Below are 24,957 nucleotides of genomic sequence, written 5' to 3'. Positions count from 1 at the left end.
CTTTAATGCGGATCGCTGAGACGCGTTAAAGCGCCCGTTTTCAGGCCCGGTTATCGCCGTTGCGGCTCATCCACAGAGAGAGCGCTTTAAGCGAATCGTCAGTGAACTCATCACAACGTGCGGTGATCTCATCGGGCGTCATCCAGATAATCTCATCGACTTCCGATTCCTGCATGGCGAATGGCCCATGTGACACACAACTGAACAGTCCGCCCCAGACGCGACAGTGCTGATCTTCGAAGTAGAATTTGCCATGCTCAGCAAACGGCACCGCGGCAATCCCTAACTCCTCTTCCGCTTCACGTCGCGCAGACTCCAGCATATCTTCACCGCTCTGCACCACGCCGCCTGCGGTTGCGTCCAGTTTGCCCGGCATAAAATCTTTTATCTCAGTGCGACGCTGCACCAGAATCTTGCCCATACCGTCATGAACCACAATATAGGTAGCGCGGTGACGCAGGCACTCAGCGCGCATCTGCGCACGTGTTGCCTGAGCAACAACTTCATTCTCTTCGTTTACGATATCGACCCACTCGATGCCGTCACCCGCAGTTTGATCCACCATCCGTAACCCTTTCCTGTTTGGCGTACACTTGGGTACGCAGTTTGCCACGTCTTTATTTTTATGTGGCGTAAGGTAATCACTTCCGGCAGCCTGAGCAAGCCCTGGCTGTTACCGATTTTTACCACTTTCTGCTAACCACAGCTGTACTGAGGCTCGCTGCCACTGAAACTCAGCATAATCCCGCAGACGCGCGGGCAAAGGATCGCCATGCAATACCAGCCGGTTAAGCATCACCGCCAGATCGGTATCCGCAATTGACCACTCGCCAAACAGGTTCTGTTGCCCGTCCGGCAGCAGGCGATCGACGGCCATAACCAGTTTATCCACAGCCTGCTGCGCTGATGCGGTCAGCGGCGCAAAGCGCTCACCGGCAAACAGCACTTCTGTGGGACGCTCCTGACGTATCCACAGGAAGTCACTGCGCAGCCAGGCCTGGATCTCTCTGGCGCGGGCACGCTTCTCGCGGTCGCGGGGATAGAGGCGCTCAAACTCGGGCGCCGGAAAGCGCTCTTCAAGATATTCGGTAATCGCCGAGGATTCGCTTAACAGGAACGCATCAATCTGCAGGGTCGGGACCCGGCAGGTCAGCGACAGCTCGCGGTAAGCCGCGGCGTATTGCTGATTCTGCGACAAATCGACGCGCTTCAGCTGGAAAGGGATCCCTTTTTCGGTAAGAGCAACATAGGCCGACATGGCGTAAGGACTGAAAAATGATGAATCTGACCACAGGGTGATGGACGGATAATTCATCGGTTACCTCAATTGGCTGTCAGGGTTGCATCATGTTTACCGATTTTTATTTGGGAAGGCAACGCTGAGCTGATCCGATCTCTGCCTCCGGAATAAGAAAGCGCGACGCGACTCACGATAGAGTGGCTCGACTCTTCTATGCTGAAAGATGCAAATAACAAAAACATCAAGGGAGCCGCAACATGCACATTCTTATTACCGGTGGCACGGGACTGATTGGCCGTCACCTGATTCCGCGCCTGCAACAGCTGGGGCATCAGATTAGTGTGGTGACGCGGGACGTGGTCAGCGCGCGTGAAAAACTGGGCGAAGAGGTCGCGCTCTGGTCAGGGCTGGCGCAACAGTCGAACCTGGATACGATCGATGCGGTCATTAATCTGGCGGGAGAACCTATTGCCGACAAACGCTGGACGGAGCCGCATAAACAGCAGCTGTGTGAAAGCCGCTGGCAGATAACCGAGCAGATTGTCTCACTGATCAACGCCAGCGCCACGCCACCGTCCGTGTTGATCTCAGGTTCGGCAACCGGCTTTTATGGCAACACCGGCGATCTGGTGCTGACTGAAGAGGATCAGGGTCAGGATGAGTTTACTCATCAGCTCTGCGCCCGCTGGGAGCAACTGGCGCTCGCGGCTGAAAGCGAACGCACCCGCGTCTGCCTGCTGCGAACCGGCGTGGTGCTGGCGTCTGAGGGCGGCGCACTCAGCAAAATGAAGCTGCCCTTTAAACTCGGCATCGGCGGGCCGATTGGCAGTGGTAAACAGTACATGCCGTGGATTCACATTGATGACATGCTAAACGCCATTATCTGGCTGCTGGAGCATGACGATCTGCGGGGTCCGTTCAATATGGTCGCTCCCTACGCGGTGCGTAACGAGCAGTTTGCCGCCACCCTGGGCCGGGTTATGCATCGTCCGGCCTTTATGCGCACGCCTGCCAGCGCCATTAAACTGATGATGGGCGAATCGTCGGTGCTGGTGCTGGGAGGACAGCATGTGCTGCCAAAACGGCTGGAAGCCTCAGGCTTTGGCTTCCGCTGGTACGATTTGCAGGAAGCGTTGCAGGATGTCGCAGGATAAACATACGGCGGCCCTGGGCCGCCGTATGTTTCGTTAGTTACGCTGCTCTGCTACACGCGACTTCACTACCTTCTCTTCACGCGTATGCCCCGGTTGTGGCACACGAATAATAAAGGTCAGCACGCCAGCGAACACGTATAGCCCGGTATAGGCCCATACCACACCGACAATGTCGAAGAACGGCAGCATGACTGAGGCGATAGCCGGTGCCACAAAGTTACTGAGTCCTGCGGAGAGGTTGTAAATAGAGACCGCAGCGCCTTTGTGATGCGGTTCCAGCGTGGGAAATACAGCGGTCATCGGTACAAACGCGGCGACAAAAATGCCCAGCATTACCGCAGGGATTAATGCGACCCAGAAGTTATGACCCGCATACAGCGGCAGATAATAAAAGGTCAGGCTGGAGATGGCCATCCCCAGGCAACCAAACCAGCGCACCTGACGGATCCAGCCCAGCTTCTCTCCCGTGAGGCCCCAGAAGATATTCGTAAATATAGTGACAAAGAAGAACACCGCCCAGATTTGTAGCCATTCAGAGATGGTAAAGCCGAGACGATCGACAAACAGCAGTGGCATGATAATGGCGAAACCAAACAGCGACAGCGTGTTGATGATGCGAATCAGGCAGGCATAAAACACATTCTGATTGGTGAACAGGATGGTCACGGCACGCGCCATCTCTGTCATCTTGTCACGCATCGGCAAATTCACACGAGAGCGATCCACCGGTACCTTGCGCAGGCTGAAGTATGCGAGGATCCCACCACATGCCACCCAGATAATAGCCAGCCACAGCGTCCCCGTTTCCCCCAGCATCGGAATGGTGAGACTTGGCAGATAGCTGCCAATCACCCCGATGCCGACAGAATACATCGCCCAGAACCAGCCGGTCGCCGCCGCCAGTTTTTCGCGCGGTAAGACCTGCACCAGCATCATCATGAAAGAGTAGATAAACAGCGGATAAGCCAGCCCGCGAATGCCGTAGAACAGCACCATCAGCGGATAGTTGCGCAGGCCAAGCCCCAGCGACATAAACAGCGTATGCATCACGATCCATAACACAAAGCCAATCATCATCGCGCGCTGCGGTGTGATCAACTCGGCTACCACGCCAGATGCCCAGGCCGCCAGGGCTGCCGCTAAGCCATAGAAGGTGAATACGACTGCAGACTGCGCGGGCGTAAAGCCCATATCGGTGATATGGCGCGACAGAAACGCCATTTCAAAGCCATCACCCGCCATAAAGATTGCGATAGCGAGGAAACCCCAGAACATCTTTTTCGGTAAGCCAAACCAGTATTCGTTCGATTGCATCACAATTACCTTCTGTCTGGTTAGTCGTTATGCAGGCAGCAAACTGCGCACCTGTTGTTGCTGGACGTAGAGTTCCCGGAACAGACATAGCCGCTTTTGCAGCACGGCACCGCGCGTCTCGTCCGGTTGGTAGCACGCCTGCACAGCCGGCTTCAGACACACCTCATGCTCAAGGCCGCCATCAGCCAGCCACGCTAAACGTGCCGCACCCAGCGCGCCAGATGCGCTGGCGGGATGGGTAACAATGGGCAGTTGCAGCACATCGGCAATCAATTGAGCCCACAATGTGCTACGTGCGCCACCACCGGTCAGGCTGCACTGCTGAATGTGATGCCTGGCATCGCCGAGCACACTCAACCCATCAGCCAGCCCAAATGCCACGCCTTCAACCACCGCATAGCCCAGCAAGGCGCGCGGGGTTTCATGGCGCAGATTGAAGAAAGAACCGGATGCGTCAGGATCGTTATGTGGTGTGCGTTCACCAGACAGATAGGGCAGGAAAACCGGGGCGCTACGCACTTGCTCATCACTGAGCTGGACCATCTCCTCCATCAGCTGGCTTTCACTGACCGACAGCAGATTGCACAACCAGCGCAGACAACTGGCGGCGCTAAGCATCACACTCATCTGGTGCCAGCGGCCCGGTAACGCATGGCAAAAGGCGTGCACCCCGCATTGAGGGTCAGCCCGTAAGCGGTCGTTTACGACAAAAATCACACCGGAGGTACCCAATGAGATAAACGCATCACCGGGATTCACCGCCCCCACACCGACTGCCGATGCGGCATTGTCACCGCCGCCTCCCGCGACAGTAACCGCAGTAGATAAACCCCACTCGCTCGCCAGCGTCGGCTGCAGGCGTCCACTTATGGCACTGCCTTCTACCAGTTCAGGCATTTGGGCACGCTTCAGTCCGGTGATGGCCAGCAGTTCTTCCGACCAGTCACGCCGGGAGACATCGAGCCACAGCGTTCCGGCAGCATCCGAAGGCTCACTGACAAAGCGCCCGGTAAGACGCCAGCGCAGGTAATCTTTCGGCAGCAGGATCTTATCGATGCGGCTGAAAATTTCTGGCTCATTTTCCGCGACCCAGTGCAGTTTCGGCAAAGTGAAGCCGGGCATAATCATATTGCCGCTAATTTCCATTATCCGGGGATTGCTCTTCCGTAGCCTTTCACACTGCGGTGCACTGCGCGTGTCGTTCCAGAGGATACACGGACGCAGCACCTTCCCCCCGGCATCCAGCAACACGGCCCCGTGCATCTGTCCCGATAATCCAATAGCGCGAATCGCGGCCCATGCCAGAGGAAACTGATGACGTAATCCCGCCAGAACCTCGCTGCAGGCTTGCCACCAGCATTCAGGATCCTGTTCAGCCCAGTGGGGATGGGGACGCTGCACGCTCAGCGTGGCGTGCTGAGCCGCCACAATCTCACCGTGCGTATTAATGATCAGCGCTTTAAGCTCTGAGGTACCAATATCAATGCCGAGATACATAATTACACCGCCGCCAGTTCAGGCTGTTTCAGCCACTGCTGCAAACTCGCAACACGGCGGGTGACTAACTCATGAAACGCCTTATCAGATGCCAGTTCCGCAAACAGCGCGCTATCACTCAGGTATGCATGGAGCGGATCGGCGCTGGCGAACTGCTTACGTAGCGTATCGACCTGTAGCGCACCGTCCTGATAGCAATAGGGTAAATTGTCATCGGCCCATCGCTGCATAAACAGGAAGAACAGTGCCGGAATCACCGCCGTTGCGGTGGGCTGCGCACCGCGCTGGTAGCACTGTTGCAGGGTTGGCGTCACCATGCCGGGAATTTTGGATAAACCATCGGCACCGACGCGCTGATTGGTATCTTTAATGTAAGGATTACTGAAGCGGGCCAGCACCACGTCACGATAATCCGCTAAATCAAGCGGGCTGGGAGACAGAGAAGGAATGACATCCTGGGTCACATAGTCGTGAGCCAGTTGATAAATCGCCGGATGGCTGGTGCTCTCATCGATATAGTTCAGACCAATCAGTGTGCCCGCCCAGGCAATCGCAGCATGTGTCGCATTGAGGATGCGAATTTTCGCCTCTTCCCACGGCAGTACCGATTCCACTAGTTCAACACCGACCTTTTCCAGCGCCGGGCGCCCGGCAATAAAATCATCCTCAATGACCCACTGAATAAAAGATTCGGCCATTACTGCTGCGCCATCCTGTTTGCCGGTCGCCGCCTGCACGCGTTCTGCCACCTCCGGAGTAGGACGGGGTGTAATGCGATCAACCATGGTATTCGGTGAACGGGTTTGCGTGCGCACCCAGTCGGCCAGCGCGGTATCGCCTTTGGCCGTAAGAAACGCCAGGAAGGCGTCACGGAAACGCTCACCATTGTGCCGCAGATTGTCGCAGTTCAGCAGCGTAACAGGCGGACCGCCTTGCGCAACACGCTGTGTCAGAATATGGCTGAGTGCGCCGTAGAGGGTGCGGATATCTCCACCCAGATCGGCCTTCACATCTGCCTGATTGAGATCCAGGGTAAACGCGGGCGTCAGGTAGTAACCCGCTTCGGTCACGGTAAAGCTAATCACACGTGTTTCCGCGCTGGCCCCCTGCTCGATCAACGCACTGATATCACTGTCCCAGGGCAAAATTTTGCGCAGCGAAGTGATGGTTTCGTAGTCGCGCTTACCTTCAGGCGTCACGGTTTCCAGCACATATTCTCCCTGCTGCGCCGCGAGCTGATTGAGCAGCGGCACTGCGTCATTACGGATATTGCCGAGCGCGATGCTCCAGCTTTCATCACCCTGCTCACGCAGTTTATGCAGATACCACGCCTGATGTGCACGATGAAAAGATCCCGCGCCGATGTGCATCCACACTGATTGGTTGTTCATAATCGCCTCATTTAAACATTTGCCACACCTAAGGGCATTTGCCCGATGACCTGTAGCATAGTGCCCATTACGAAGATCCTTCTGCGAGCTGAGTCACAAATAATACTTTTGCTCCCATTCCGGGCTTTTGCTCAGTTAGTGCTTTTCGACCCGCACGGCGTTAAGATGTCCCCTCAAATTCGACGGAACATCGTGATGAGCAGAGAAGAAAAAAAGCAGGAGCTGGCCGCACGTGCCGCATGGATGTATTACGTCGCAGGCGTGACACAGCAGGAGATTGCGCAGGCATTGGGATTGTCACGACAGGTAGCGCAGCGCCTGGTATCCAGTGCACGTGAAATGGGCATGGTGAACGTAAAAATTGATCATCCCGTCACACACTGTCTGCAGCTGGCGCGTGAGGTACAGGCGAAGTTTGGTCTGGATTTGTGCCGCGTTGTGCCATCAGCCAGTCTGAATGATGAGGCTATTCAACAAATGCTGGCAGTAGAAGGCGCGGCGGTGATGACACAATTCATCAATGAGGAAACGCCTCAGGTGTTCGGTATTGGTTCCGGTAAAACCCTGCGCTCAATGATCGATGCGCTACCCTGGGTTGATCGCCCGCAGCATCATTGCGTTTCCATGATTGGTGCCATCGCGCGGGATGATTCCGGTACTCGCTATGACGTACCGTTGAAGATGGCCGAAAAGATGCAAGGTAAGTATTTCTTTATCCCAGCGCCCTTATACGCCGACACCCCAGAGGATAAAGCGATGTGGGTTCAGCATAAGGTTTACCAGCGCGTCATTGATCGCGCATTACAGGCGGACGTGGCTTTTGTGGGTATTGGCGAAGTGATGCCGGGCTGTCCTTTGAATGCCGAGGGATTCATCACAGATGCGCAGGTCGAGGCGCTAAATGGGCGCGGCGTGGTGGGCGAAATGCTCGGTCACTTTTTCAATCAGCAGGGTGAGCGGGTATGGGGCGAAACGGATGAGCTACTGACCAGCGTGCGACTGGAAAGCCGGACTCAGCGTAAAATTATTGGCTTTGCGGGTAGCGAGCGCAAGTATCCAGCAATCCGTGCCGCATTACAGGGCGGCTGGGTATCGGGACTGGTGACCGATGAGGATACGGCGCTGAAGCTACTGCAAAAGTGATATCTCAGCATGGATGCAGAGTGCGAGGGCAGAACGCAGAGATGACGCAAAATCTCAAACGCGGCTCGCACTTATTCTGCGCAGGGCACGTTACGCCGGTGCCCTGATTCCCTCACCTTAACTAACATCTAACCGTTACTTCAGCGATCCCTTGAGGAACTGCTGTAAACGTGGGCTTTTCGGGCTGCCGAACAGTTCCGCAGGCGGCCCCTGCTCTTCGATTTTACCCTGATGCAGGAAAATGACATGACTGGAGACGTGACGGGCAAACTCCATCTCGTGGGTCACGACCACCATGGTTTTGCCCTCCTCAGCCAGCTTCTGCATGATGCGCAGTACTTCCCCGACCAGCTCCGGATCAAGCGCCGAAGTGGGTTCGTCAAACAGCAACACCTCTGGCTCCATCGCCAGCGCGCGCGCAATCGACACACGCTGCTGCTGACCGCCGGAGAGGTGAACCGGATATTTTGCCTGTGCCCGCGCATCAATTCCGACTTTATCGAGGTATTTGATGGCACGCTCACGCGCCGCCGCTTTACTCAGCCCCAGCACCTGAATCGGCGCTTCCATCACGTTTTCCAGCACGGTCATGTGACTCCACAGATTAAAGTGCTGGAACACCATGGTCAGGCTGGTACGTAACGCGCGCAGCTGCTCTTTGTCAGCCACTTTGAGCTGACCATCTTTGTCACGGACTAAGGTGATTTGTTGGTTATTCACCATGATGCTGCCTTCACTCGGTTTTTCGAGGAAGTTGATGCAGCGTAAAAAGGTACTTTTCCCTGAGCCGGACGATCCAATGATACTGATCACATCGCCCGCTTTAGCAGTTAACGAGACCCCTTTCAGCACTTCATGTTCACCGTAACGCTTATGCAATTCGGTGACGCTTAATTTATTGTCAGCCATAGTTCTACTCAATGCGATGAAGAGGGTTTCACGTGGGCCAGCCAGCGACGTTCCGCCAGGCGGAACAGGCTGATCAACACGTAAGAGATAATCAGGTACAACACAGCCGCCAGACCAAAGGCGGTAAACGGCTGATAGGTTGCCGAGTTAATATCGCGCGCGATTTTCAGCAGATCCGGCACGGTGGCGGTGAAGGCCAGCGCCGTGGAGTGCAGCATCAGAATCACTTCGTTGCTGTAGGCCGGCAGTGCCGTACGCAGCGCCGATGGCAGGATAATGCAGCGATAAAGTTTAAAAGTAGAGAAGCCGTACGCCCGTGCCGCCTCAATTTCACCGTGTGGCACCGAGCGAATCGCACCGGCAAAAATTTCCGTGGTGTAGGCGCAGGTGTTGAGGGTGAAGGCGAGCAGCGTACAGTTCAGACCACTGCGGAAAAAGGCATTCAGCAGTTCAGTGCCTTTCACAATCTCCAGCGTGTACATGCCGGAGTAGAACACCAGCAGCTGCACATAGAGCGGCGTGCCGCGAAAGACGTAGGTGAAGAGCCAGACCGGAAAGCTGATAAACCGGTTAGGGGAAACCCGCGCTATCGCCAGCAGGATTGCCAGACATCCGCCAATGGTGACCGAGAGGATCAGCAGCCACAGGGTGATAGCTACACCGGTAAAACGATAACCGTCAGTCCAGAGCAGCGATTTCCAGTATTCCTGAATAATATCAATCATAACTCGCCCTCTTCACACCCACCGTATAGCGCCGGTTCAGCCACCACAGCACACCGTTTGACAGCGTGGTGAATACCAGATAAATCACACCGGCCACAATGGCGAAGTAGAACGGCTGCCAGGTACTTTTTCCTGCCAGCTGCGTCGCCTTCACCACATCTTCCAGCCCCAGCAGCGAGACCAGCGCGGTGGCTTTCAGAATCACCTGCCAGTTGTTGCCGATGCCTGGCAGCGCGTAGCGCATCATGGCCGGAAACAGAATGCGGCGGAACACCTGCGCGCCGGTAAAGCCAAACGCGGTTGCTGCTTCAATCTGCCCCTGAGGCACGGCCATAAAGGCGCCGCGGAACGTTTCGGTGAAGTAGGCTCCATAGATAAAGCCGAGCGTGATGATACCGGCGACCATCGGGTCGATATCAAACTGCGCCATACCCAGCGCATCGGTTATCTGGTTGAGGACAATCTGCAGACCGTAGAAGATCAGCAGCATCAGTACAAGGTCTGGCACGCCACGAATCAGCGTGGTGTAGCCTTCAAAAATCATCGCCAGTGGCCGGCTGCGCGACAGTTTCGCGCCTGCGCCAATCAGGCCCAGCAGCACTGCCAGCACGACGGAAGTGAGTGCCAGCTCCAGCGTCACCAGCGTGCCCCGAAGAATTACATCAGAATAGCCATACAGCATCGAGAGGGTCCTGTCGTGGGGTGAAAACGAAACGCTGCCCGCAAGCGAGACGGGCAGTTTAGCTTTACCTCTCTGTTGCAGATGCCATCCGCCATTAGCGGAAAAGAACCCGATTCTGCACCTGGCAGAACCGGCTCAGACCCGGCAAAACGGACACAGAGGGTAAAGCGACAGGATGGTTAGTCGCCGTACACGTTGAAATCGAAGTATTTCTTCGCAATCTTGTCGTAGGTGCCATCTTTACGCATGTCAGCAAAGGCTTTGTCGATGGCGGCTTTCAGTTCGCTGTCATCTTTACGCAGTCCCATGCCGGTACCGACGCCAAAAATCTTGTCATCTTTCACGGCCGGACCGGCGAAGGCGTAATTTTTACCGACCGGCTGCTTCAGGAACCCTTCGCTGGCCTGCACTTCATCCTGGAAGGCAGCATCAATACGACCGGCATTCAGATCCTGATAGACCAGATCCTGGTTTGCATAAGGTGTGACGTTCACCCCTTTTGGCCGCCAGTTCTGATTGGCGTAAGTTTCCTGGGTGGTGCCCTGCAGCAGACCGATGTTTTTGCCTTTCAGGGACTCAATGGTCGGCTCAATTTTCGATCCCTTCGGCGCGACTAAACGCGCGTTAGCGGCGTAGAGTTTTTCCGAGAAGGCGATCTCTTCCTGACGTTTCGCTGTGATGGAAAGTGAGGAGATGATGGCATCAATTTTCTTCGCTTTCAGCGAAGGGATCAGCGCATCAAAGTCGCTCTCAACATAGGTACATTGGGTATGAATACGTTTACAGATTTCGTTAGCGAGGTCGATATCGAAGCCCACTAACTTGCCTTGCGCGTTTTTCGACTCAAACGGTGGGTAAGTTGGATCTGTGCCGATACGGATTGAACCCGGAACCGCCGCGAAAACGCTGGCAGCACTGGATAAGCCCAGCATCAGGGAAAGAGCCAGAACACGCTTTTTCATAGATTACCCTCAAGTGAAGTGCTTTTTGTTATGTGGTTCGTGATGTGTTTGCGCAAAGTAATTTGCATGTTTCATGCCAGTTCTGCAAGTTAACCACGCTGTTAGCGTGATGTCAGACAGGCGAAAACGCTGTGTTTGTGAGGGGAATATAGCAGTGAAGTAAAAGAGAAAAAGCGACGTTGTTAACTTTTGGTGCGTCAAATGCACGAAGAGTGATCCGAGGCGCGCTTATGCACTAAATAAGTGCGCCAGCGGAACTTTATGCACCCTGCCAGCGCGTGAAGAGATCTTCCGATAATTCGATATCAAACTGGTCGATCACCCGGTTAACGGTCTGATCGATCAGCTGATCGATCGTTTCAGGCCGATGATAAAATGCCGGCACGGGTGGCATAATAATGGCACCCAGCTCTGCGGCAGTGGTCATCATTCGCAGATGGCCAACATGCAGCGGGGTTTCGCGCACGCACAGCACCAGCTTACGCTGCTCTTTTAACACCACGTCAGCCGCACGGGTCAGCAACGAGTCACTGTAACTGTGGACGATGCCAGAGAGCGTTTTCATTGAGCAGGGTAAAATCGCCATGCCCAGCGTTTTAAACGATCCAGATGAGATATTTGCTGCAATATCGCGCACGTCATGCACCACATCGGCTAGCGCCTGCACGTCACGCAGCGAATAATCGCTCTCCAGTCCCAGCGTCTGACGCGCCGCCTGACTCATAACCAGATGCGTTTCTACTTCTTCCACCTGCTGCAACACCTGCAGCATGCGCACGCCATAGATCACCCCGCTTGCGCCAGAGATGCCAATGATGAGTCGTTTCATATTCCAACCTTATTTCAGCCAATGGGCCATCATACGCGGCCTGCGGGTTTCTGAAAACAAACAGGGCGGGATTGCTCCCGCCCTGTTTTATGCTGCCCGCCTGCTGAAGGTATCAGCCTTCGTTGTGCAGCTCGAGGTTTTCGACTTCGTTCTGCCGCTGAAGCGCTTTGGCATCATCATTACGCAGCGACTCGAGATACTCCAGATATTGCTGATCGACATCTTTCGTCACGTAAATGCCGTTGAACACCGAGCACTCAAATTGTGCAATGTCCGGATTCTCTTCGCGAACCGCTTCGATCAGATCGTCCAGATCCTGGAAGATCAGCGCATCGGCTTTAATCAGCTGGCGAATCTCTTCCACTTCACGGCCATGCGCAATCAGTTCCGTGGCGCTGGGCATATCGATACCGTAGACGTTCGGGAAACGAATTTCCGGCGCCGCTGACGCCAGATAAACCCTTTTTGCGCCCGCTTCACGTGCCATCTCAATGATCTGCTCTGAGGTGGTACCGCGAACAATAGAGTCATCCACCAGCAGCACATTTTTATCACGGAATTCGGCGCGGTTAGCGTTGAGCTTGCGGCGCACCGCGCTGCGACGTAACTGCTGGCCCGGCATGATAAAAGTACGGCCTACGTACCGGTTCTTCACGAAGCCCTGACGATAGGGTTTGTCGAGAATACGTGCAATTTCCAGCGCGATATCGGTGGAGGTTTCAGGAATCGGAATCACGACGTCGATATCGAGATCTTCCCACTCGCGCGCAATTTTCTCACCCAGCTTGGTACCCATACGGACACGGGCGCTGTAGACCGAGATTTTGTCGAGGAAGGAGTCGGGACGCGCAAAATAGACATACTCGAACAGGCACGGATTGCTTTTCGGATTTTCAGCGCACTGGCGGGTAGACAGCTGGCCCGCTTCAGTCACATAGACCGCTTCACCCGGTGCAACGTCACGGATGAACTCAAAGCCCAGCGTATCCAGCGCCACGCTCTCGGAGGCGACCATATATTCGGTGCGGCCATCAGCGATAACGCGCTTGCCCAGCACCAGCGGACGGATACCGTTAGGATCACGGAAGGCGACCATGCCGTGGCCGATAATCATCGACACCACCGCATAGGCACCGCGCACCTGCTGATGCACGGCAGCAACCGCAGCAAAGATGTTGTCGGCTGTCAGCGGATCGTTTTGAAAACGATCTAACTCCTGCGCAAAGATGTTCAGCAGGATTTCAGAATCTGAGGTGGTATTAACGTGACGGCGGCCCTTTTCAAACAGGTGCTTACGCAGCACATGGGCGTTGGTCAGGTTACCGTTGTGCGCCAGGGTGATGCCATACGGGGAGTTTACATAGAATGGCTGCGCTTCAGAGGCACTGGAGCTTCCCGCGGTTGGATAACGCGCGTGACCGATCCCCATATTGCCCTGCAGACGCTGCATGTGGCGTGCTTCGAAAACGTCGCTGACCAGGCCGTTTGCCTTTCGCAGGCGAAAACATTTCAGCGCATCGATAGTACAAATGCCTGCGGCATCCTGCCCGCGGTGCTGGAGCACCGTTAACGCGTCATAGATCGACTGGTTGACCGGCATGAAACCGGTGATACCGACAATACCGCACATGTTGTCATTTCCTCATTAAGCCGCACTCCCGGTCACATCACCGGGGTAAAAAACTCGACGTGCTTTTCAGGTAATCAAAAAACCACCTGATTATATAACTGAACTCGGGAATGAGTTGAGACTGTTGCCAGTCCGGACTTTTGGAAAAGCCAGTGAATGTATCGAGGAAGAACAGCAAAGCGGCTACGATCAGCACACCACGCAATGCCCCGAAACAGACGCCCAACACCCGGTCGGTTCCCGACAGGCCGGTTTTTTCCACCAGCGTGCCGATAACGTAGTTCACAATGGCCCCCACAATCAGGGTCGCCACAAACAGCACACCGATGGCGATACCGTTACGAACCAGTTCGTCGTCAAAACCTGTAAACCAGACTGCAAGGTAGGCGTAGTAATGACTGGCGACAAAAAACGCGCATCCCCAGGTAACAAGAGATAAGGCTTCACGGACAAACCCACGGACCAGGCTGACCAGAGCCGAAAAACCAACTACCGCAATAATGACGTAATCAATCCAGATCATGAACTCTTCCAGCGCCAGTGCAATTGCACCCCTGCATCCAGTTCGGGGCGCATTCTAACAGAAAAAGAAAACGTTTGCGTAGCGGTTTTCTTTTTCTGCATCCATAAAAAAGGCGATGAAAAAAAACGCTATCGCCCGGGTGATTCTCAGCCGGACAGGCCGTTGAAAATCGTCAATTTTTTTCGCGGCAGCGCGCATTAAACGCGCTGCCTGAGGGGTAAAAGACGCTGCCTGTTACTGCTATCGGCAGCGCCAATCGCCCGTTTTAGCGGGCGCTGTAGGGTTTCACGACACCGCCCAGTCCTGAGATACTTTTCAGCTCGCCAACCGCACTCTGCATTTTGGCTTTCGACGCATCAGGCCCAACGTAAATGCGGGTGATCTGACCCTGTACCGGCGTTGAAGGCACGGTAAAGGCGCGATAGCCCGACAGCCGCAGCTGCGCGACAATCTCATTCACTTTGCTGGCGTTTTTCAGCGCACCTAACTGCACCACATAAGCCTGCCCTGCCGGCGCTGTCGTCTCTGCCGTTTTCGGCGGCTCTTCCTGCTTCGGCTGTTCGACCACTTTAGGCTGTTCAACCGGTTTAGGTTTAGGCTGCTCCACGACTTTTGGCTTCTGCTGTTCGACCGGCTTCTGCTTAGGCTGCTCTGTTACTTTCGGTTTCTGCTGCTCAACGACCTTCGGCTTCGTCACCGTCTGTGCGGGCACAGACTGATGAACCGGCGGCGGCGAGACCACTACCGGATCGCTCTCGTCTTCCGGTTGAGTCCGACCCTGCTCTGCCGTAGCGTTGGTTTTACCGTTGCCATTGCCATTGCTGCTGCTGACCGCATTGCCCGCGCCTTCCGGCGGCTGTGCCGGCAGCGACTGGGTTACCGGCGGCACCATTTCGCTGTCCTGCTGATCGTCAGGTTTCGGCACCAGCGGAATGGCGGCGAACTCCTCTTTGTAATGCTTTTTCTGACCATCCAGCAGCCCTGGCAGCACAATCACGCCAACGGCGACCAGAATAACGGTGCCGACTAAACGGTTCTGAAACTTACTTGCCACGTCCTTTCTCCGTTTCAATCGATTCCATGACCTGTGCAACGGTGTGGAATGAACCACAGACCAGCACAATGTCCTGCGGCGCTGCCCGCTGGCGTGCCTGCTGCCAGGCGAGCTCAACCGAACTAAAAGCCTCGCCCTGCGGCAGGTTGTTCAGCAGTTGCTCAGCACTGGCGCCGCGCGGACCCTCGAGGGGCGCGCAGTACCAGGCATCGACCACCGGTGCCAGCGCCGCCAGCGTTCCGGCGATATCTTTATCATGCAGCATGCCCACCACGGCATGCACTTTGCCGCGTTTCGGCAGTGCAGCCAGCCGCGACGCCAGATATGCTGCCGCATGCGGGTTATGGGCGACATCCAGAATAACGCGCGGTGATTCGCTGAGGGTCTGAAAACGGCCTGGCAGCATCGCCAGCGGCAGGCTGGCGCGAATCTGCGCCTCACTGACCTCAAGCCCGGAGACCCGCAGCGCCACCAGCGCGGTCGCCGCGTTAGGCAGCGGCACCTGTGGCAGCGGCAGATCGTTCAGCTCACCTGTCGCATCACGCAGTGACCAGCTTTCTGCCTGCGCATGCCACGACCAGTCACGGTTGCGCTGCAACAGCTGCGCACCTTTTTCCTGTGCGACCAGGGCAATACTCTGCGGCATATCCGGTTCACCCACTACCGCAGGTTTCCCCGCCCGGAACACACCGGCTTTTTCACGCCCGATGCTTTCGCGATCCGGGCCAAGCCAGTCGGTGTGATCGAGCGCAATGCTGGTGACCACCGCGACATCGGCATCCACGATGTTTGTCGCATCCAGCCGTCCGCCGAGGCCGACTTCGAGGATCACGACATCCAGCTGCGCCTGGCGGAACAGATTCAACGCGGAGAGCGTGCCAAATTCAAAATAGGTCAGCGAAATATCTGCTCGTCCGGCTTCAATCTCCGCAAAGCTGGCACAGTGCTGCGCTTCACTCAGCTCTTCTCCCTGAACCCGAACGCGCTCGGTATAGCGCACCAGATGCGGTGAGCTGTACACGCCCACGCGGTAGCCCGCGGCGATCAGCAGCGTTTCCAGGGTACGACAGGTGGTGCCTTTGCCATTGGTACCGGCCACGGTAAAGACAAAAGGAGCGGGTTTCAGCAGGTCGAGACGAAGCGCTACCTGACGAATACGGTCCAGACCCAGTTCAATGGCCTGAGTATGCAGGTGCTCAAGATAATAAAGCCACGTGGCCAAAGGCGACGTGGCTTGGGGAAGGTGAAGATTGTCCATATGTCCCGTTTTGCTTATTTATACCTGGCAGGCTGCTGCTGCGGTATACGGTGCATTGGTAAGAGGTGCTTTGGACGCACCTCTCTATCTCCTGTCAGGCCTCGTTGCTTTCCGATTCAGTCGTCGCCGGAGCGGACTGTTCACCATCATGCAGCGGTGCCGGCAGGTTCATCATTTTTGCCAGCAGGCTTGCCAGTTTGTAGCGCATTTCCGGACGGCGAATGATCATATCAATCGCGCCCTTTTCAATCAGGAACTCACTGCGCTGGAAGCCCGGCGGCAGTTTTTCACGCACGGTCTGCTCAATAACGCGTGGGCCGGCAAAGCCAATCAGTGCTTTAGGTTCCGCGATATTGAGGTCGCCCAGCATGGCAAAACTGGCCGAAACACCACCCATAGTCGGGTCAGTCAGCACGGAAATATAAGGCAGACCGCGCTCACGCATTTTTGCCAGTGCCGCACTGGTTTTCGCCATCTGCATCAGCGACTGCAGCGCTTCCTGCATACGCGCCCCGCCGCTGGCGGAGAAGCAGATCAGCGGGCAGTTATCTTCTAACGCCTGCTCAACCGCACGTACAAAACGCGCACCGACCACAGAGCCCATTGAACCGCCCATAAAGGCAAATTCAAAGGCTGCCGCAACAACCGGCATGCCGTGCAGCTGACCTTTCATGACCACCAGCGCATCTTTCTCACCGGTGTCTTTCTGGGCCGCGATCAGACGATCTTTGTACTTTTTGGAGTCACGGAACTTGAGCAGATCTTTAGGTTCAAGTTCACTACCCAGCTCAACCATCGTGCCCTGATCGAGGACACTGCCGAGGCGCTCACGGGCGTGCATCCGCATGTGATGGTCACACTTCGGGCAGACCTCAAGATTACGCTCCAGCTCGGCGCGGTAGAGCACCTGACCACAGCTGTCACACTTGGTCCAGACCCCTTCCGGGATACTGGCTTTGCGCACAGGCGTTCCGGTGCTTTTATTAAGAATGCGTTCAATCCAGCTCATTGATGACCTTTCTGTTTAAAACTGACCTGGTCCAGTCGTCTTGATACTGCTGAAAACCGCTTCAGCAGACGGTAAATGTCGCTCATTAAACCACAACCTGTTCAGACTGTGGATAAAAATCTGGTCTTACCCCTGAGCGCAGCCTTACGGCTGCTTCTGCTGCTTAGCCTGACGGCGATGACGCCAGACTTCAATCACACCTGGCAGAATCGAGACCAGGATAATGCCCACAATCAGCAGCTTCAGGTTTTCCTGCACCACCGGCAGATCGCCAAACAGGTAGCCGGCATAGGAGAACAGCAGCACCCAGAGCAGCGCACCCGTTACGTTGAACAGCGCGAAGTGGCGATAGGACATATGGCCCATACCGGCAACAAACGGCGCAAAGGTTCGCACGATCGGCACGAAGCGCGCCAGGATAATGGTTTTTCCGCCGTGACGGGCATAAAACGCATGGGTTTTATCCAGATGGCTGCGACGGAAAATCTTCGAGTTCGGGTTACTGAACAACCGTTCGCCAAACAGGCGGCCAATGGTGTAGTTCACCGCGTCGCCCAGAACCGCGGCCACCACTAATAATGCCACCATCACATGCACATTAAGATCGTTACCCGGCAACGCCGCCAGTGCGCCCGCCACAAACAGCAACGAGTCACCCGGCAGGAAGGGCGTCACCACCAGACCGGTTTCGCAGAACAAAATCAGGAACAAAATAGCGTAAATCCAGATACCGTACTGTGCAACAAGTTCGGCAAGATGCACATCAATGTGCAGAATAAAATCAACCAGAAAATGGAGAAACTCCATGGCGCGCCCTTTTAAGTCCTGAAAGTGAATTAATCCGCGAGGAACAACGGTCCCATCGACGGCTGTGGTAACGCAAAGTGGGATGGGTAATCCACCGCCACCAGATACAACCCCTCTGCCCGGGCTGTGGCTGCGGCTAATGTCCGATCCTTCGCCGCCAGCAGCGTTGCCATCCATGACTCCGGCTTATTGCCGCAGCCTATCTCCATCAGGCTGCCCACGATATTGCGCACCATGTGATGCACAAAGGCATTGGCTTTGATATCCACAATCACGTAGGGACCCTGACGCGTCACGTTGAGGTGAATCACGTTGCGCCACGGTGTACGCGACTGGCACTGCACGGCTCGGAATGAGGTGAAATCATTCTCGCCTAACAAACACTGCCCGGCGCGCTGCATCTTCTCTGCATCCAGAGGATGGTAAAAGTGCGTCACGCCCTGCGCCAGCACCGCCGGACGCAGACGCTGATTGTAGATCAGGTAGCGATAGCGTCGGGCCGTGGCGCTGAAGCGGGCATGAAATTCATCCGGCACCGCTTTCACCCAGCGCACCGCAATATCCGGCGGCAGATTAGCGTTGACGCCCAGCGTCCAGGCGCCATCAGGCCGCTGCGAGGTGGTCTCGAAATGGACCACCTGCCCCGTCCCGTGTACGCCTGCATCGGTGCGGCCAGCACAAAAAATGCTGACCGGATGATCGGCGACTTTCGACAGCGCGCGTTCTACCTTCTCCTGCACGCTGCGGACTTCATTCTGACGCTGCCAGCCGTAGTAACGGCTACCGTCATACTCGATGCCGAGCGCCAGTTTTTGCGTCTGACCATCGGACATGGTTACAGATACTCCTGAACCAGTTTCTCAGCGGTTTTCACCGCCATCAGCGCGCCGCCAAAACGAATGTTGTCCGCTACTGACCAGAACTGCAGCAGCTCCGGGATACCGTAGTCGTTGCGCACAGCGCCGATGCTCAGTTCGCCGTTGCCTGAGGCATCCGTGACCGGCGTCGGCACTTCATCCTCTTCGCTCAGACGAATATCTGACGCCAGCGCCAGTTCGGCACGCGCTTCTTCAGCAGAGAGCGGGCGCAGGTTTTCGATATGCACAATCTGCGCATTACCGTAGAACACCGGAGCCTGTACGCTGCTGACCGCAATCGGTAAGCCTTCGTCCTGCAATACCTTACGCACCTGATCAATCAGGCGACGCTCACTCTCCACGCTGCCTTCTGCGTCGGCCTGTTGTGGCATCAGGTTAAACGCCAGCTGACGACCAAAATGGTGTTCATCGGCCGGAAGACCGTTCAGCAGGCGGGCACTTTCCCCGGCCAGCGCATCGACAGCCACTTTGCCGTAGCTGGAGACTGAGATCAGGTTAGTCACCTGTAAACGACTCAATCCGGCCGCATCCACCAGCGGTTTAATTGCGGTCAGCAGCTGGCTTACCAGGTTATCCGCCACGCTGATGATGTTGCGATTGCGATAATCTGCCAGCACCTGCGGATTCACATCCGGCACCACCAGCGGCACATCGGGTTCCAGCGCAAACAGCTCGCTGCTGTCGATTACCAGACAACCGGCATTGGCCGCTTCCTCGGCAAAGCGCGCCGAGGCGTCACGTCCCGCCACGAAAAAGGCCAGCTGCGCCTGTGACCAGTCGAACGTCTCCGCATTTTCGACCCGCACCGAGCGGCCTTCGAAACGTTTGATTTCGCCCGCGCTGTTTTCGCTGGCCAGCAAATATAATTCACCAACCGGGAACTGGCGTTCCGCCAGCAGTTCCAGTACAGCGTTCCCTACTGCGCCTGTCGCGCCAAGTAGCGCAATATTCCAGCCGTCAGACATGTTGGTTTACTCCAGACAATGACATAAAAACAGAAGGCGGTGATATTCACCGCCCAGGGATTCAGATTTATCCCCGTCGTCTTTCACGTTGCATCTTTGTTGGCTGCGTTCACTCACCCGAATCACTTACCTGAGTAAGCGCATCGGGATTCGTTCTCTTGCCGCCTCAATGCAACCCGAAATCCATTGGGTATATCCCCCCAGAACCCGCCGTCATGCAGACATGCCAGCAGCGCGCGCCTTCCGTTCACTGATTAATTCAGTGCGGAAACCGCGCCAGTGCGCCTGACCTGCAGCGCCCGCTATTCCGGGGAGATGATTGCGTTAAAGCCCAGTTGGTTCAGCAGCTCAGCGGTTGTGGCGTCATCGCAGTTCACCTGCAGCGATGACCACTCGCGGCGCTCCTGATACTGCTTGCGCAGGCGATCAAACTCGCCGGGTTTCGCCGCCACTTTACGCAGGGGGGCATCATCGCGGCGCACATCATACACCAGATGCGCCAGGCGTTTCAGCGTTGGCTGATCCAGCGGGCCATTCAGGGTGATTTCACTGAATTCCGGCACCGGCAGTAAGGTACTGAGCGGCACCTGCTGCGGCTGACCAATAAAGTCGCACCAGGCTTCAAACACCTGGGTGGTGCCGCGCGCTTTGCCTTCCAGCGTGTAGCCCGCGATGTGCGGCGTGGCGATATCGACCTTATCCAGCAGCGCCAGCGACAGATCCGGCTCCGGCTCCCAGACATCCAGCACGACGCTAAGATCGTGCCGCATTTTCAGCACCTCCAGCAGCGCGCTGTTGTCCACCACCGGGCCGCGACAGGCGTTGATCAGAATAGTATTAGGCTTTAGCGCCATCAGCAGCGCCGCATCCGCCAGATGCCAGCTTTTATACGGGCCCTCTTTAAACAGCGGCGTATGGAACGTCAGAATATCAGCCTGCTCTGTCACAGCCTCCAGCGACAGGAAATCCCCCTCATCACCGCGATCGGCGCGCGGCGGATCGCACAGCAGGGTTTTGATGCCCCAGGTCTCAAGACGCTTTTGCAGTCGCCCACCGACGTTACCGACGCCAACGATGCCGACAGTGCGGTCACGCAGCTGGAAACCATCGCGTTCCGCCAGCAGCAGCAGCGCAGAAAAAACATATTCCACCACCGCAATGGCGTTACAGCCGGGTGCAGCAGAGAACGCAATGCCCGCCTGCTGCAGCCAGTTCTCGTCGATATGATCGGTGCCCGCCGTGGCGGTTCCGACAAATTTCACCGGCTTTCCTGCCAGCAGGGCCTCATTAACCTGGGTGACTGAGCGCACCATCAGGCCATCGGCATCGGCCAGTTCAGCCACCGGCAGCGGACGCCCCGGCACCGCGACCACGTCGCCGGTACGGCTGAATAGCTCACGGGCATAAGGCATATTTTCATCGACCAGAATTTTCACCACGGCTTTCCTGTCAGTTACATATCAGGCAATTATTCTGGCACAAAGCGACGCGTTAGCCTAACCGTGCACGGTAGCGTTCGGGCGTGGTTCCCGCCTGTTGCTGGAACATCACAATCAGTGCCGAAGCTGAACTGTATCCCAGCTCATGGGCGATGCTCTGCACGCTTTCCCCCTGCTCCAGCAGCACAATGGCGCGCAGAAACCGCAGCCGCTGCCGCCACTCGCCAAAGGTCATATGAAGCTGCTGCTGGCAGCGCCGCGCCAGCGTCCGTTCGGTGGTAAAGACCCGCGCCGCCCAGCCTGCCAGCGTGGTGTTATCGCCCGGATGCGCTTCCAGCGCATGTAACACCGGCGCCAGAAATTTATCGTCAGAGGTGGGCAGATAACTCTCCTGTACCTGCGCCAGCTGCAGGCGATCGCGCAGCACCTCGCACAGCCGCCACTGCGCATCCGTTTCGGGTTGCTCGATTTGCTGCTCAGCAAACTCATCCATAATGGCATGTGCAATGGGATCGACCAGCAGCAGGCAGGCGCGCCGGGGCAGATCGGCGCATAACGGAGCCGCCAGATTAAAAGTACGGAACTGTGCCTGACGATGGTTATAGCTACTGTGAAGCTGACCCGGTGGGATCCAGACCGGAATATCTGCCGGTGTCAGCAATCGCTCACCCTCGACCTGCATCTCCAGTACGTGGCTTTTCACCATAATGAGCTGACCCCAGGCATGCGCATGCGGCAGATATTCGGTGCGGGCATTGGCCTGTTCGTAACGCATAAAGTAGCGCAGCTGCGGCGCGTCAAGGGGCGGCTGGTAGATCACTTTCAGGGTCATTCTGTCCGCTCCACAACTAATTTTGTCCGATATTAACTATCTGAATAAATCCGGACAAGCGTACACTGCGCCTCATTATGGCGTGTGGAGAGTCAGCATGTTTTTCCTGTACCCGCTCTTTGCGGTAATAATCTGGTCGATCAACTCAATTGTCAGCAAACTCTCGGCGGATGCGATCGATCCGGCGGCGATCTCATTCTACCGCTGGTTACTGGCGCTGCTGGTGCTGACGCCCTTTGTGCTGCCCGGCGTGTGGCGCACGCGTCAGGTCATTAAACCGCACCTCTGGCGGCTGGCGATCCTTGGCCTGCTCGGCATGGTGCTCTATCAGAGTCTCGCCTACTACGCAGCACAAAGTGTCAGCGCACTCTTTATGGGCATTATCGGCGCCCTCATCCCCCTGCTCACCGTGCTGCTGAGCGTGGTGATCCTACGGATTGCGCCGACGCTGGGCATCCTGCTCGGCAGCATCATCTCCTTTACCGGTCTGGTGTGGCTGGTCAGTGAGGGCAACGTGATGCAGCTGCTGAATCACGGTCTGGGCAAAGGTGAACTGCTGATGCTGGCCGCCTCCGCCGCCTATGCGCTGTATGGCGTGCTGACACGACGCTGGGCACTGCCGCTGCCGATCTGGCAAAGCCTGTATGTGCAGATTTTATTTGGCGTCGTTCTGCTGCTGCCTGGTTTTCTGCTGGCCCCCGAGGTGGCGCTTAACCGGCACAACCTGCCGCTGGTGGCCTTTGCCGGTCTGTTTGCTTCGATCATCGCGCCGTTCCTGTGGATCCACGGTGTGCAGCGTCTGGGTGCCAGCACCACCAGTATCTTTATGAATCTGATCCCGGTATTTACCGCGGTGATCGCGGTGATTTTTCTGCATGAGCAACTACACAGTTACCACTGGATTGGCGGCGGTCTGACGCTTGGCGGTGTGATACTGGCGCAGCGGCTGCGTACCCCCTTATCCCGCCGTAAACCGGTGAGCCACCCACAGGCCTGAATAGCGCGGCTGTGGCGAGTGAGGGTGCTGTTGAGGATGGCAGTGAAGAAAGGCTACAGCTGAAGCGTAAATCTCGCGCCGAAACGCATGTCCCCCGTGGGATTTCCCGGGGGCTTTTGCTATCATGGCCTATTCATTTTCCGGCGCACCCCACGCTGTTCTGTTTTCCCAAGGAATCCGCCATGCAACCACTCAGCGGCCCCGGTGTGCCGGTCGGCGATCGTTCATCTGTCAATCCGCAAACTGGCGTTACGCGTCACGGTTCAGTGGCCGGTGAACAGCCCCTCTCCCCTGCGCAGCGCACGACGTTAGAACGGCTGATCGTGCGTATCTCATCGCTCAGTAATCTTAAAGCGCCTGAACTGTGGGCGGGCGTACGCCATGAAGTGGGCGTAAAGAGTGAAGCGGAGTTGCAGTCGCGTCATTTTCCGGCAGCGGAACAGTACCTTAATGGCCGCCTTACGCAGACGCAAAATGGGCATGCCACACGCCAGCTGATGACCCAGCTCACCGATCTGCTGCCGAAAGGGAATAACCGTCAGGCCGTCAGCGATTTTATCCGTCAGCAATTTGGTCAGACCGTACTGAGCGCGCTGAGCCAGGATCAGCTGCGCCAGGTGCTGACGATGCTGCAGAACGGGCAGATGACCATTCCTCAGCCGCAGCAGATCCGCGTCAGCGATCGCACGCTGCTGCCTGCCGAGCATCATACGCTGAATCAGCAGGTGGTACGCCTGGCCGCTGCCACTGGCGAATCCACCGGTAAGCTGTGGACGGCTGCGCTGAAACTGGTGAATCTGACCAGCGGTGATCCCATCCCTTCGCGCCACTTCCCGCTGCTGACCCAGTATCTGCAGGTGCGCCAGACGTTGAGTCAGCACAGCGCACCGACGCTGCAATTGCTGGAAGCGTCCCTGAAACAGCCGCTTGATCAGCAGGAGCGGCAGCAACTGGAGGATTACAGCCAGCAGCGTTTCCAGGCCACGCCGCAGACGGTGCTCACCGTAACGCAGACCCAGGATCTGCTGAACTTCCTGTTCAGCCGGCGCGCCGACCGGGCAGAAAAACTTCTCGAACAGCCGCTGGCTGCCAGCGAGATAAAACCCCAGCCGATCTGGTCACCCTTTGTTGCGTCGCTGCCGCCCGCGATTCAGCCTCTGGCAGAGCGCCCCCTGCTGGGCTTCTTTGTCGCACTGGTCGTCATCACCCTTTTACTCTGGGTGGTCCTCTGAGTTAACAGCCACAGAATGCTTTGGGCGCGGCGACTGGCCATTCGCCCGGTGCATCACCCCAGGTCAGCGGATGACCGTCACGTTTCCAGAAATCCAGCCCGCCAATCAACTCCTTCACCTGAAATCCCAGCGAGGCCAGTTTCCAGGCCGCTTTCGTCGAGCCGTTACAGCCAATGCCGTCACAATACGTGACATAAACTTTACTGCGATCAAGCCGGGCCGTCGTAGTGGCATCCATCTCGCGATGCGGAAAGTTGATCGCGCCGCAAATATGCCCGGCGCGATAAGCCTCCGGCGCACGAGCATCGATTACCACGATATCCGGGATTTGCCGTTCCAGATCTTCCGCCAGATCCCAGGCGTCGGTGTAAAAAGCGAGTTTTGCCTGCAGATAGTCGAGGCTTTGCTGCGGGGTGGCGGCCGGAATTCGTAAAACCGATGACATAGCGATTCTCCTGTTGTGGTGAGTCTGCAGTTTACGGCAAAG

Annotated in this window: 25 protein-coding genes; 4 read left to right on the top strand and 21 right to left on the bottom strand. The window is 56.4% G+C overall.

Going from position 1 to position 24,957, the window contains the following annotated elements:
* Nucleotides 1–40: 40 nt before the first annotated feature.
* Together yfcD and yfcF are read right to left on the bottom strand one after the other, a co-directional pair.
* Nucleotides 41–565, bottom strand: coding sequence for an NUDIX hydrolase YfcD (gene yfcD, locus GVJ63_RS15450; protein ID WP_010258035.1), 525 nt, complete (start codon nt 563–565; stop codon nt 41–43).
* A gap of 108 nt (nt 566–673) precedes the next feature.
* On the bottom strand, nt 674–1,315 hold the full coding sequence (yfcF, locus tag GVJ63_RS15445) for a glutathione transferase (protein ID WP_010258032.1): 642 nt from the start codon (nt 1,313–1,315) through the stop codon (nt 674–676).
* A gap of 182 nt (nt 1,316–1,497) precedes the next feature.
* On the opposite strand from yfcF, the gene GVJ63_RS15440 reads away from it, so the two are divergent.
* Complete coding sequence (locus tag GVJ63_RS15440; RefSeq protein ID WP_010258028.1) at nt 1,498–2,394, top strand: TIGR01777 family oxidoreductase; 897 nt, start codon at nt 1,498–1,500, stop codon at nt 2,392–2,394.
* A gap of 33 nt (nt 2,395–2,427) precedes the next feature.
* Here GVJ63_RS15440 and GVJ63_RS15435 read toward each other — a convergent pair whose 3' ends face one another.
* The 3 genes from GVJ63_RS15435 to dalD are packed head-to-tail and all read right to left on the bottom strand — an operon-like array spanning nt 2,428 to nt 6,596.
* Nucleotides 2,428–3,708 (bottom strand): MFS transporter, encoded by a 1,281-nt coding sequence (locus GVJ63_RS15435; RefSeq protein ID WP_010258025.1) that lies wholly within the window; start codon nt 3,706–3,708, stop codon nt 2,428–2,430.
* A 27-nt stretch (nt 3,709–3,735) separates the two neighbouring features.
* Nucleotides 3,736–5,205 carry a xylulokinase gene (gene xylB / locus GVJ63_RS15430; RefSeq protein WP_159227097.1) on the bottom strand — a complete coding sequence of 490 codons (1,470 nt, stop codon included), beginning with the start codon at nt 5,203–5,205 and terminating at the stop codon, nt 3,736–3,738.
* 2 nt (nt 5,206–5,207) lie between these two features.
* Nucleotides 5,208–6,596, bottom strand: a complete 1,389-nt coding sequence (dalD, locus tag GVJ63_RS15425; RefSeq protein ID WP_010671449.1) for a D-arabinitol 4-dehydrogenase — start codon at nt 6,594–6,596, stop codon at nt 5,208–5,210.
* Between the two features lie 195 nt (nt 6,597–6,791).
* Between dalD and GVJ63_RS15420 the strand changes: the two genes are divergently transcribed.
* A complete protein-coding gene (locus GVJ63_RS15420) occupies nt 6,792–7,739 on the top strand; it encodes a sugar-binding transcriptional regulator (protein WP_010258017.1) in 948 nt (315 codons plus the stop codon).
* Between the two features lie 135 nt (nt 7,740–7,874).
* On the opposite strand, the gene hisP is transcribed toward GVJ63_RS15420, so the two are convergent.
* The 15 genes from hisP to GVJ63_RS15345 form a co-directional block, all read right to left on the bottom strand.
* Nucleotides 7,875–8,648, bottom strand: coding sequence for a histidine ABC transporter ATP-binding protein HisP (hisP, locus tag GVJ63_RS15415; protein WP_010258014.1), 774 nt, complete (start codon nt 8,646–8,648; stop codon nt 7,875–7,877).
* 8 nt (nt 8,649–8,656) lie between these two features.
* Nucleotides 8,657–9,373 carry an ABC transporter permease gene (locus GVJ63_RS15410; RefSeq protein ID WP_010258010.1) on the bottom strand — a complete coding sequence of 239 codons (717 nt, stop codon included), beginning with the start codon at nt 9,371–9,373 and terminating at the stop codon, nt 8,657–8,659.
* Nucleotides 9,366–10,055: a histidine ABC transporter permease HisQ gene (locus GVJ63_RS15405; protein WP_010258006.1), complete on the bottom strand. Its 690-nt coding sequence runs from the start codon at nt 10,053–10,055 to the stop codon at nt 9,366–9,368. Before GVJ63_RS15405 ends, GVJ63_RS15410 begins: the two co-directional genes overlap by 8 nt.
* Nucleotides 10,056–10,234: 179 nt before the next feature.
* Nucleotides 10,235–11,017: a lysine/arginine/ornithine ABC transporter substrate-binding protein ArgT gene (argT, locus tag GVJ63_RS15400; protein WP_010258004.1), complete on the bottom strand. Its 783-nt coding sequence runs from the start codon at nt 11,015–11,017 to the stop codon at nt 10,235–10,237.
* A gap of 259 nt (nt 11,018–11,276) precedes the next feature.
* Nucleotides 11,277–11,846 carry a UbiX family flavin prenyltransferase gene (locus GVJ63_RS15395; RefSeq protein ID WP_010258003.1) on the bottom strand — a complete coding sequence of 190 codons (570 nt, stop codon included), beginning with the start codon at nt 11,844–11,846 and terminating at the stop codon, nt 11,277–11,279.
* Between the two features lie 112 nt (nt 11,847–11,958).
* Nucleotides 11,959–13,476: an amidophosphoribosyltransferase gene (purF, locus tag GVJ63_RS15390; protein ID WP_010258001.1), complete on the bottom strand. Its 1,518-nt coding sequence runs from the start codon at nt 13,474–13,476 to the stop codon at nt 11,959–11,961.
* Nucleotides 13,477–13,513: 37 nt separating this feature from the next.
* Nucleotides 13,514–13,999 carry a colicin V production protein gene (cvpA, locus tag GVJ63_RS15385; protein ID WP_003854265.1) on the bottom strand — a complete coding sequence of 162 codons (486 nt, stop codon included), beginning with the start codon at nt 13,997–13,999 and terminating at the stop codon, nt 13,514–13,516.
* 265 nt (nt 14,000–14,264) lie between these two features.
* Nucleotides 14,265–15,053 (bottom strand): cell division protein DedD, encoded by a 789-nt coding sequence (dedD, locus tag GVJ63_RS15380; RefSeq protein WP_010671447.1) that lies wholly within the window; start codon nt 15,051–15,053, stop codon nt 14,265–14,267.
* On the bottom strand, nt 15,043–16,311 hold the full coding sequence (folC, locus tag GVJ63_RS15375) for a bifunctional tetrahydrofolate synthase/dihydrofolate synthase (RefSeq protein ID WP_159227096.1): 1,269 nt from the start codon (nt 16,309–16,311) through the stop codon (nt 15,043–15,045). Before folC ends, dedD begins: the two co-directional genes overlap by 11 nt.
* A 94-nt stretch (nt 16,312–16,405) precedes the next feature.
* The gene (gene accD, locus GVJ63_RS15370) at nt 16,406–17,320 is read right to left on the bottom strand and encodes an acetyl-CoA carboxylase, carboxyltransferase subunit beta (RefSeq protein WP_010257992.1); all 915 of its coding nucleotides are present in this window, start codon (nt 17,318–17,320) and stop codon (nt 16,406–16,408) included.
* A 144-nt stretch (nt 17,321–17,464) separates the two neighbouring features.
* Nucleotides 17,465–18,127: a DedA family protein gene (locus GVJ63_RS15365; RefSeq protein ID WP_010257990.1), complete on the bottom strand. Its 663-nt coding sequence runs from the start codon at nt 18,125–18,127 to the stop codon at nt 17,465–17,467.
* 29 nt (nt 18,128–18,156) lie between these two features.
* Nucleotides 18,157–18,960, bottom strand: a complete 804-nt coding sequence (gene truA / locus GVJ63_RS15360) for a tRNA pseudouridine(38-40) synthase TruA (RefSeq protein ID WP_008926481.1) — start codon at nt 18,958–18,960, stop codon at nt 18,157–18,159.
* Nucleotides 18,961–18,962: 2 nt separating this feature from the next.
* Nucleotides 18,963–19,970 carry an aspartate-semialdehyde dehydrogenase gene (locus tag GVJ63_RS15355; RefSeq protein ID WP_010257986.1) on the bottom strand — a complete coding sequence of 336 codons (1,008 nt, stop codon included), beginning with the start codon at nt 19,968–19,970 and terminating at the stop codon, nt 18,963–18,965.
* Between the two features lie 302 nt (nt 19,971–20,272).
* Nucleotides 20,273–21,406 carry a 4-phosphoerythronate dehydrogenase PdxB gene (gene pdxB, locus GVJ63_RS15350; RefSeq protein WP_159227095.1) on the bottom strand — a complete coding sequence of 378 codons (1,134 nt, stop codon included), beginning with the start codon at nt 21,404–21,406 and terminating at the stop codon, nt 20,273–20,275.
* Between the two features lie 55 nt (nt 21,407–21,461).
* Nucleotides 21,462–22,241, bottom strand: a complete 780-nt coding sequence (locus GVJ63_RS15345; protein WP_010257982.1) for a helix-turn-helix domain-containing protein — start codon at nt 22,239–22,241, stop codon at nt 21,462–21,464.
* A gap of 97 nt (nt 22,242–22,338) precedes the next feature.
* Here GVJ63_RS15345 and GVJ63_RS15340 point away from each other — a divergent pair, with 97 nt between their 5' ends.
* On the top strand, nt 22,339–23,238 hold the full coding sequence (locus tag GVJ63_RS15340; RefSeq protein WP_010257979.1) for a DMT family transporter: 900 nt from the start codon (nt 22,339–22,341) through the stop codon (nt 23,236–23,238).
* 182 nt (nt 23,239–23,420) lie between these two features.
* The gene (gene flk, locus GVJ63_RS15335) at nt 23,421–24,470 is read left to right on the top strand and encodes a flagella biosynthesis regulator Flk (RefSeq protein ID WP_010257977.1); all 1,050 of its coding nucleotides are present in this window, start codon (nt 23,421–23,423) and stop codon (nt 24,468–24,470) included.
* Nucleotide 24,471: 1 nt separating this feature from the next.
* Here flk and GVJ63_RS15330 read toward each other — a convergent pair whose 3' ends face one another.
* Nucleotides 24,472–24,915 (bottom strand): rhodanese-like domain-containing protein, encoded by a 444-nt coding sequence (locus GVJ63_RS15330; protein ID WP_010257974.1) that lies wholly within the window; start codon nt 24,913–24,915, stop codon nt 24,472–24,474.
* Nucleotides 24,916–24,957: the final 42 nt, after the last annotated feature.

Source organism: Pantoea sp. 18059, assembly GCF_902706165.1.
Lineage (GTDB): Bacteria > Pseudomonadota > Gammaproteobacteria > Enterobacterales > Enterobacteriaceae > Pantoea > Pantoea agglomerans.
This window is presented reverse-complemented; position numbering and strand designations above follow the sequence as displayed.

Coding starts and splice junctions, on each gene's coding strand:
- purF (WP_010258001.1), bottom strand. CDS start 13,476: ATGTGCGGTATTGTCGGTATCACCGGTTTCATGCCGGTCAACCAGTCG.
- xylB (WP_159227097.1), bottom strand. CDS start 5,205: ATGTATCTCGGCATTGATATTGGTACCTCAGAGCTTAAAGCGCTGATC.
- dalD (WP_010671449.1), bottom strand. CDS start 6,596: ATGAACAACCAATCAGTGTGGATGCACATCGGCGCGGGATCTTTTCAT.
- GVJ63_RS15330 (WP_010257974.1), bottom strand. CDS start 24,915: ATGTCATCGGTTTTACGAATTCCGGCCGCCACCCCGCAGCAAAGCCTC.
- GVJ63_RS15420 (WP_010258017.1), top strand. CDS start 6,792: ATGAGCAGAGAAGAAAAAAAGCAGGAGCTGGCCGCACGTGCCGCATGG.
- flk (WP_010257977.1), top strand. CDS start 23,421: ATGCAACCACTCAGCGGCCCCGGTGTGCCGGTCGGCGATCGTTCATCT.
- hisP (WP_010258014.1), bottom strand. CDS start 8,648: ATGGCTGACAATAAATTAAGCGTCACCGAATTGCATAAGCGTTACGGT.
- GVJ63_RS15355 (WP_010257986.1), bottom strand. CDS start 19,970: ATGTCTGACGGCTGGAATATTGCGCTACTTGGCGCGACAGGCGCAGTA.
- GVJ63_RS15340 (WP_010257979.1), top strand. CDS start 22,339: ATGTTTTTCCTGTACCCGCTCTTTGCGGTAATAATCTGGTCGATCAAC.
- truA (WP_008926481.1), bottom strand. CDS start 18,960: ATGTCCGATGGTCAGACGCAAAAACTGGCGCTCGGCATCGAGTATGAC.
- cvpA (WP_003854265.1), bottom strand. CDS start 13,999: ATGATCTGGATTGATTACGTCATTATTGCGGTAGTTGGTTTTTCGGCT.
- GVJ63_RS15395 (WP_010258003.1), bottom strand. CDS start 11,846: ATGAAACGACTCATCATTGGCATCTCTGGCGCAAGCGGGGTGATCTAT.
- GVJ63_RS15410 (WP_010258010.1), bottom strand. CDS start 9,373: ATGATTGATATTATTCAGGAATACTGGAAATCGCTGCTCTGGACTGAC.
- yfcF (WP_010258032.1), bottom strand. CDS start 1,315: ATGAATTATCCGTCCATCACCCTGTGGTCAGATTCATCATTTTTCAGT.
- GVJ63_RS15440 (WP_010258028.1), top strand. CDS start 1,498: ATGCACATTCTTATTACCGGTGGCACGGGACTGATTGGCCGTCACCTG.
- GVJ63_RS15345 (WP_010257982.1), bottom strand. CDS start 22,241: ATGACCCTGAAAGTGATCTACCAGCCGCCCCTTGACGCGCCGCAGCTG.
- GVJ63_RS15365 (WP_010257990.1), bottom strand. CDS start 18,127: ATGGAGTTTCTCCATTTTCTGGTTGATTTTATTCTGCACATTGATGTG.
- GVJ63_RS15435 (WP_010258025.1), bottom strand. CDS start 3,708: ATGCAATCGAACGAATACTGGTTTGGCTTACCGAAAAAGATGTTCTGG.
- accD (WP_010257992.1), bottom strand. CDS start 17,320: ATGAGCTGGATTGAACGCATTCTTAATAAAAGCACCGGAACGCCTGTG.
- argT (WP_010258004.1), bottom strand. CDS start 11,017: ATGAAAAAGCGTGTTCTGGCTCTTTCCCTGATGCTGGGCTTATCCAGT.
- GVJ63_RS15405 (WP_010258006.1), bottom strand. CDS start 10,055: ATGCTGTATGGCTATTCTGATGTAATTCTTCGGGGCACGCTGGTGACG.
- folC (WP_159227096.1), bottom strand. CDS start 16,311: ATGGACAATCTTCACCTTCCCCAAGCCACGTCGCCTTTGGCCACGTGG.
- yfcD (WP_010258035.1), bottom strand. CDS start 565: ATGGTGGATCAAACTGCGGGTGACGGCATCGAGTGGGTCGATATCGTA.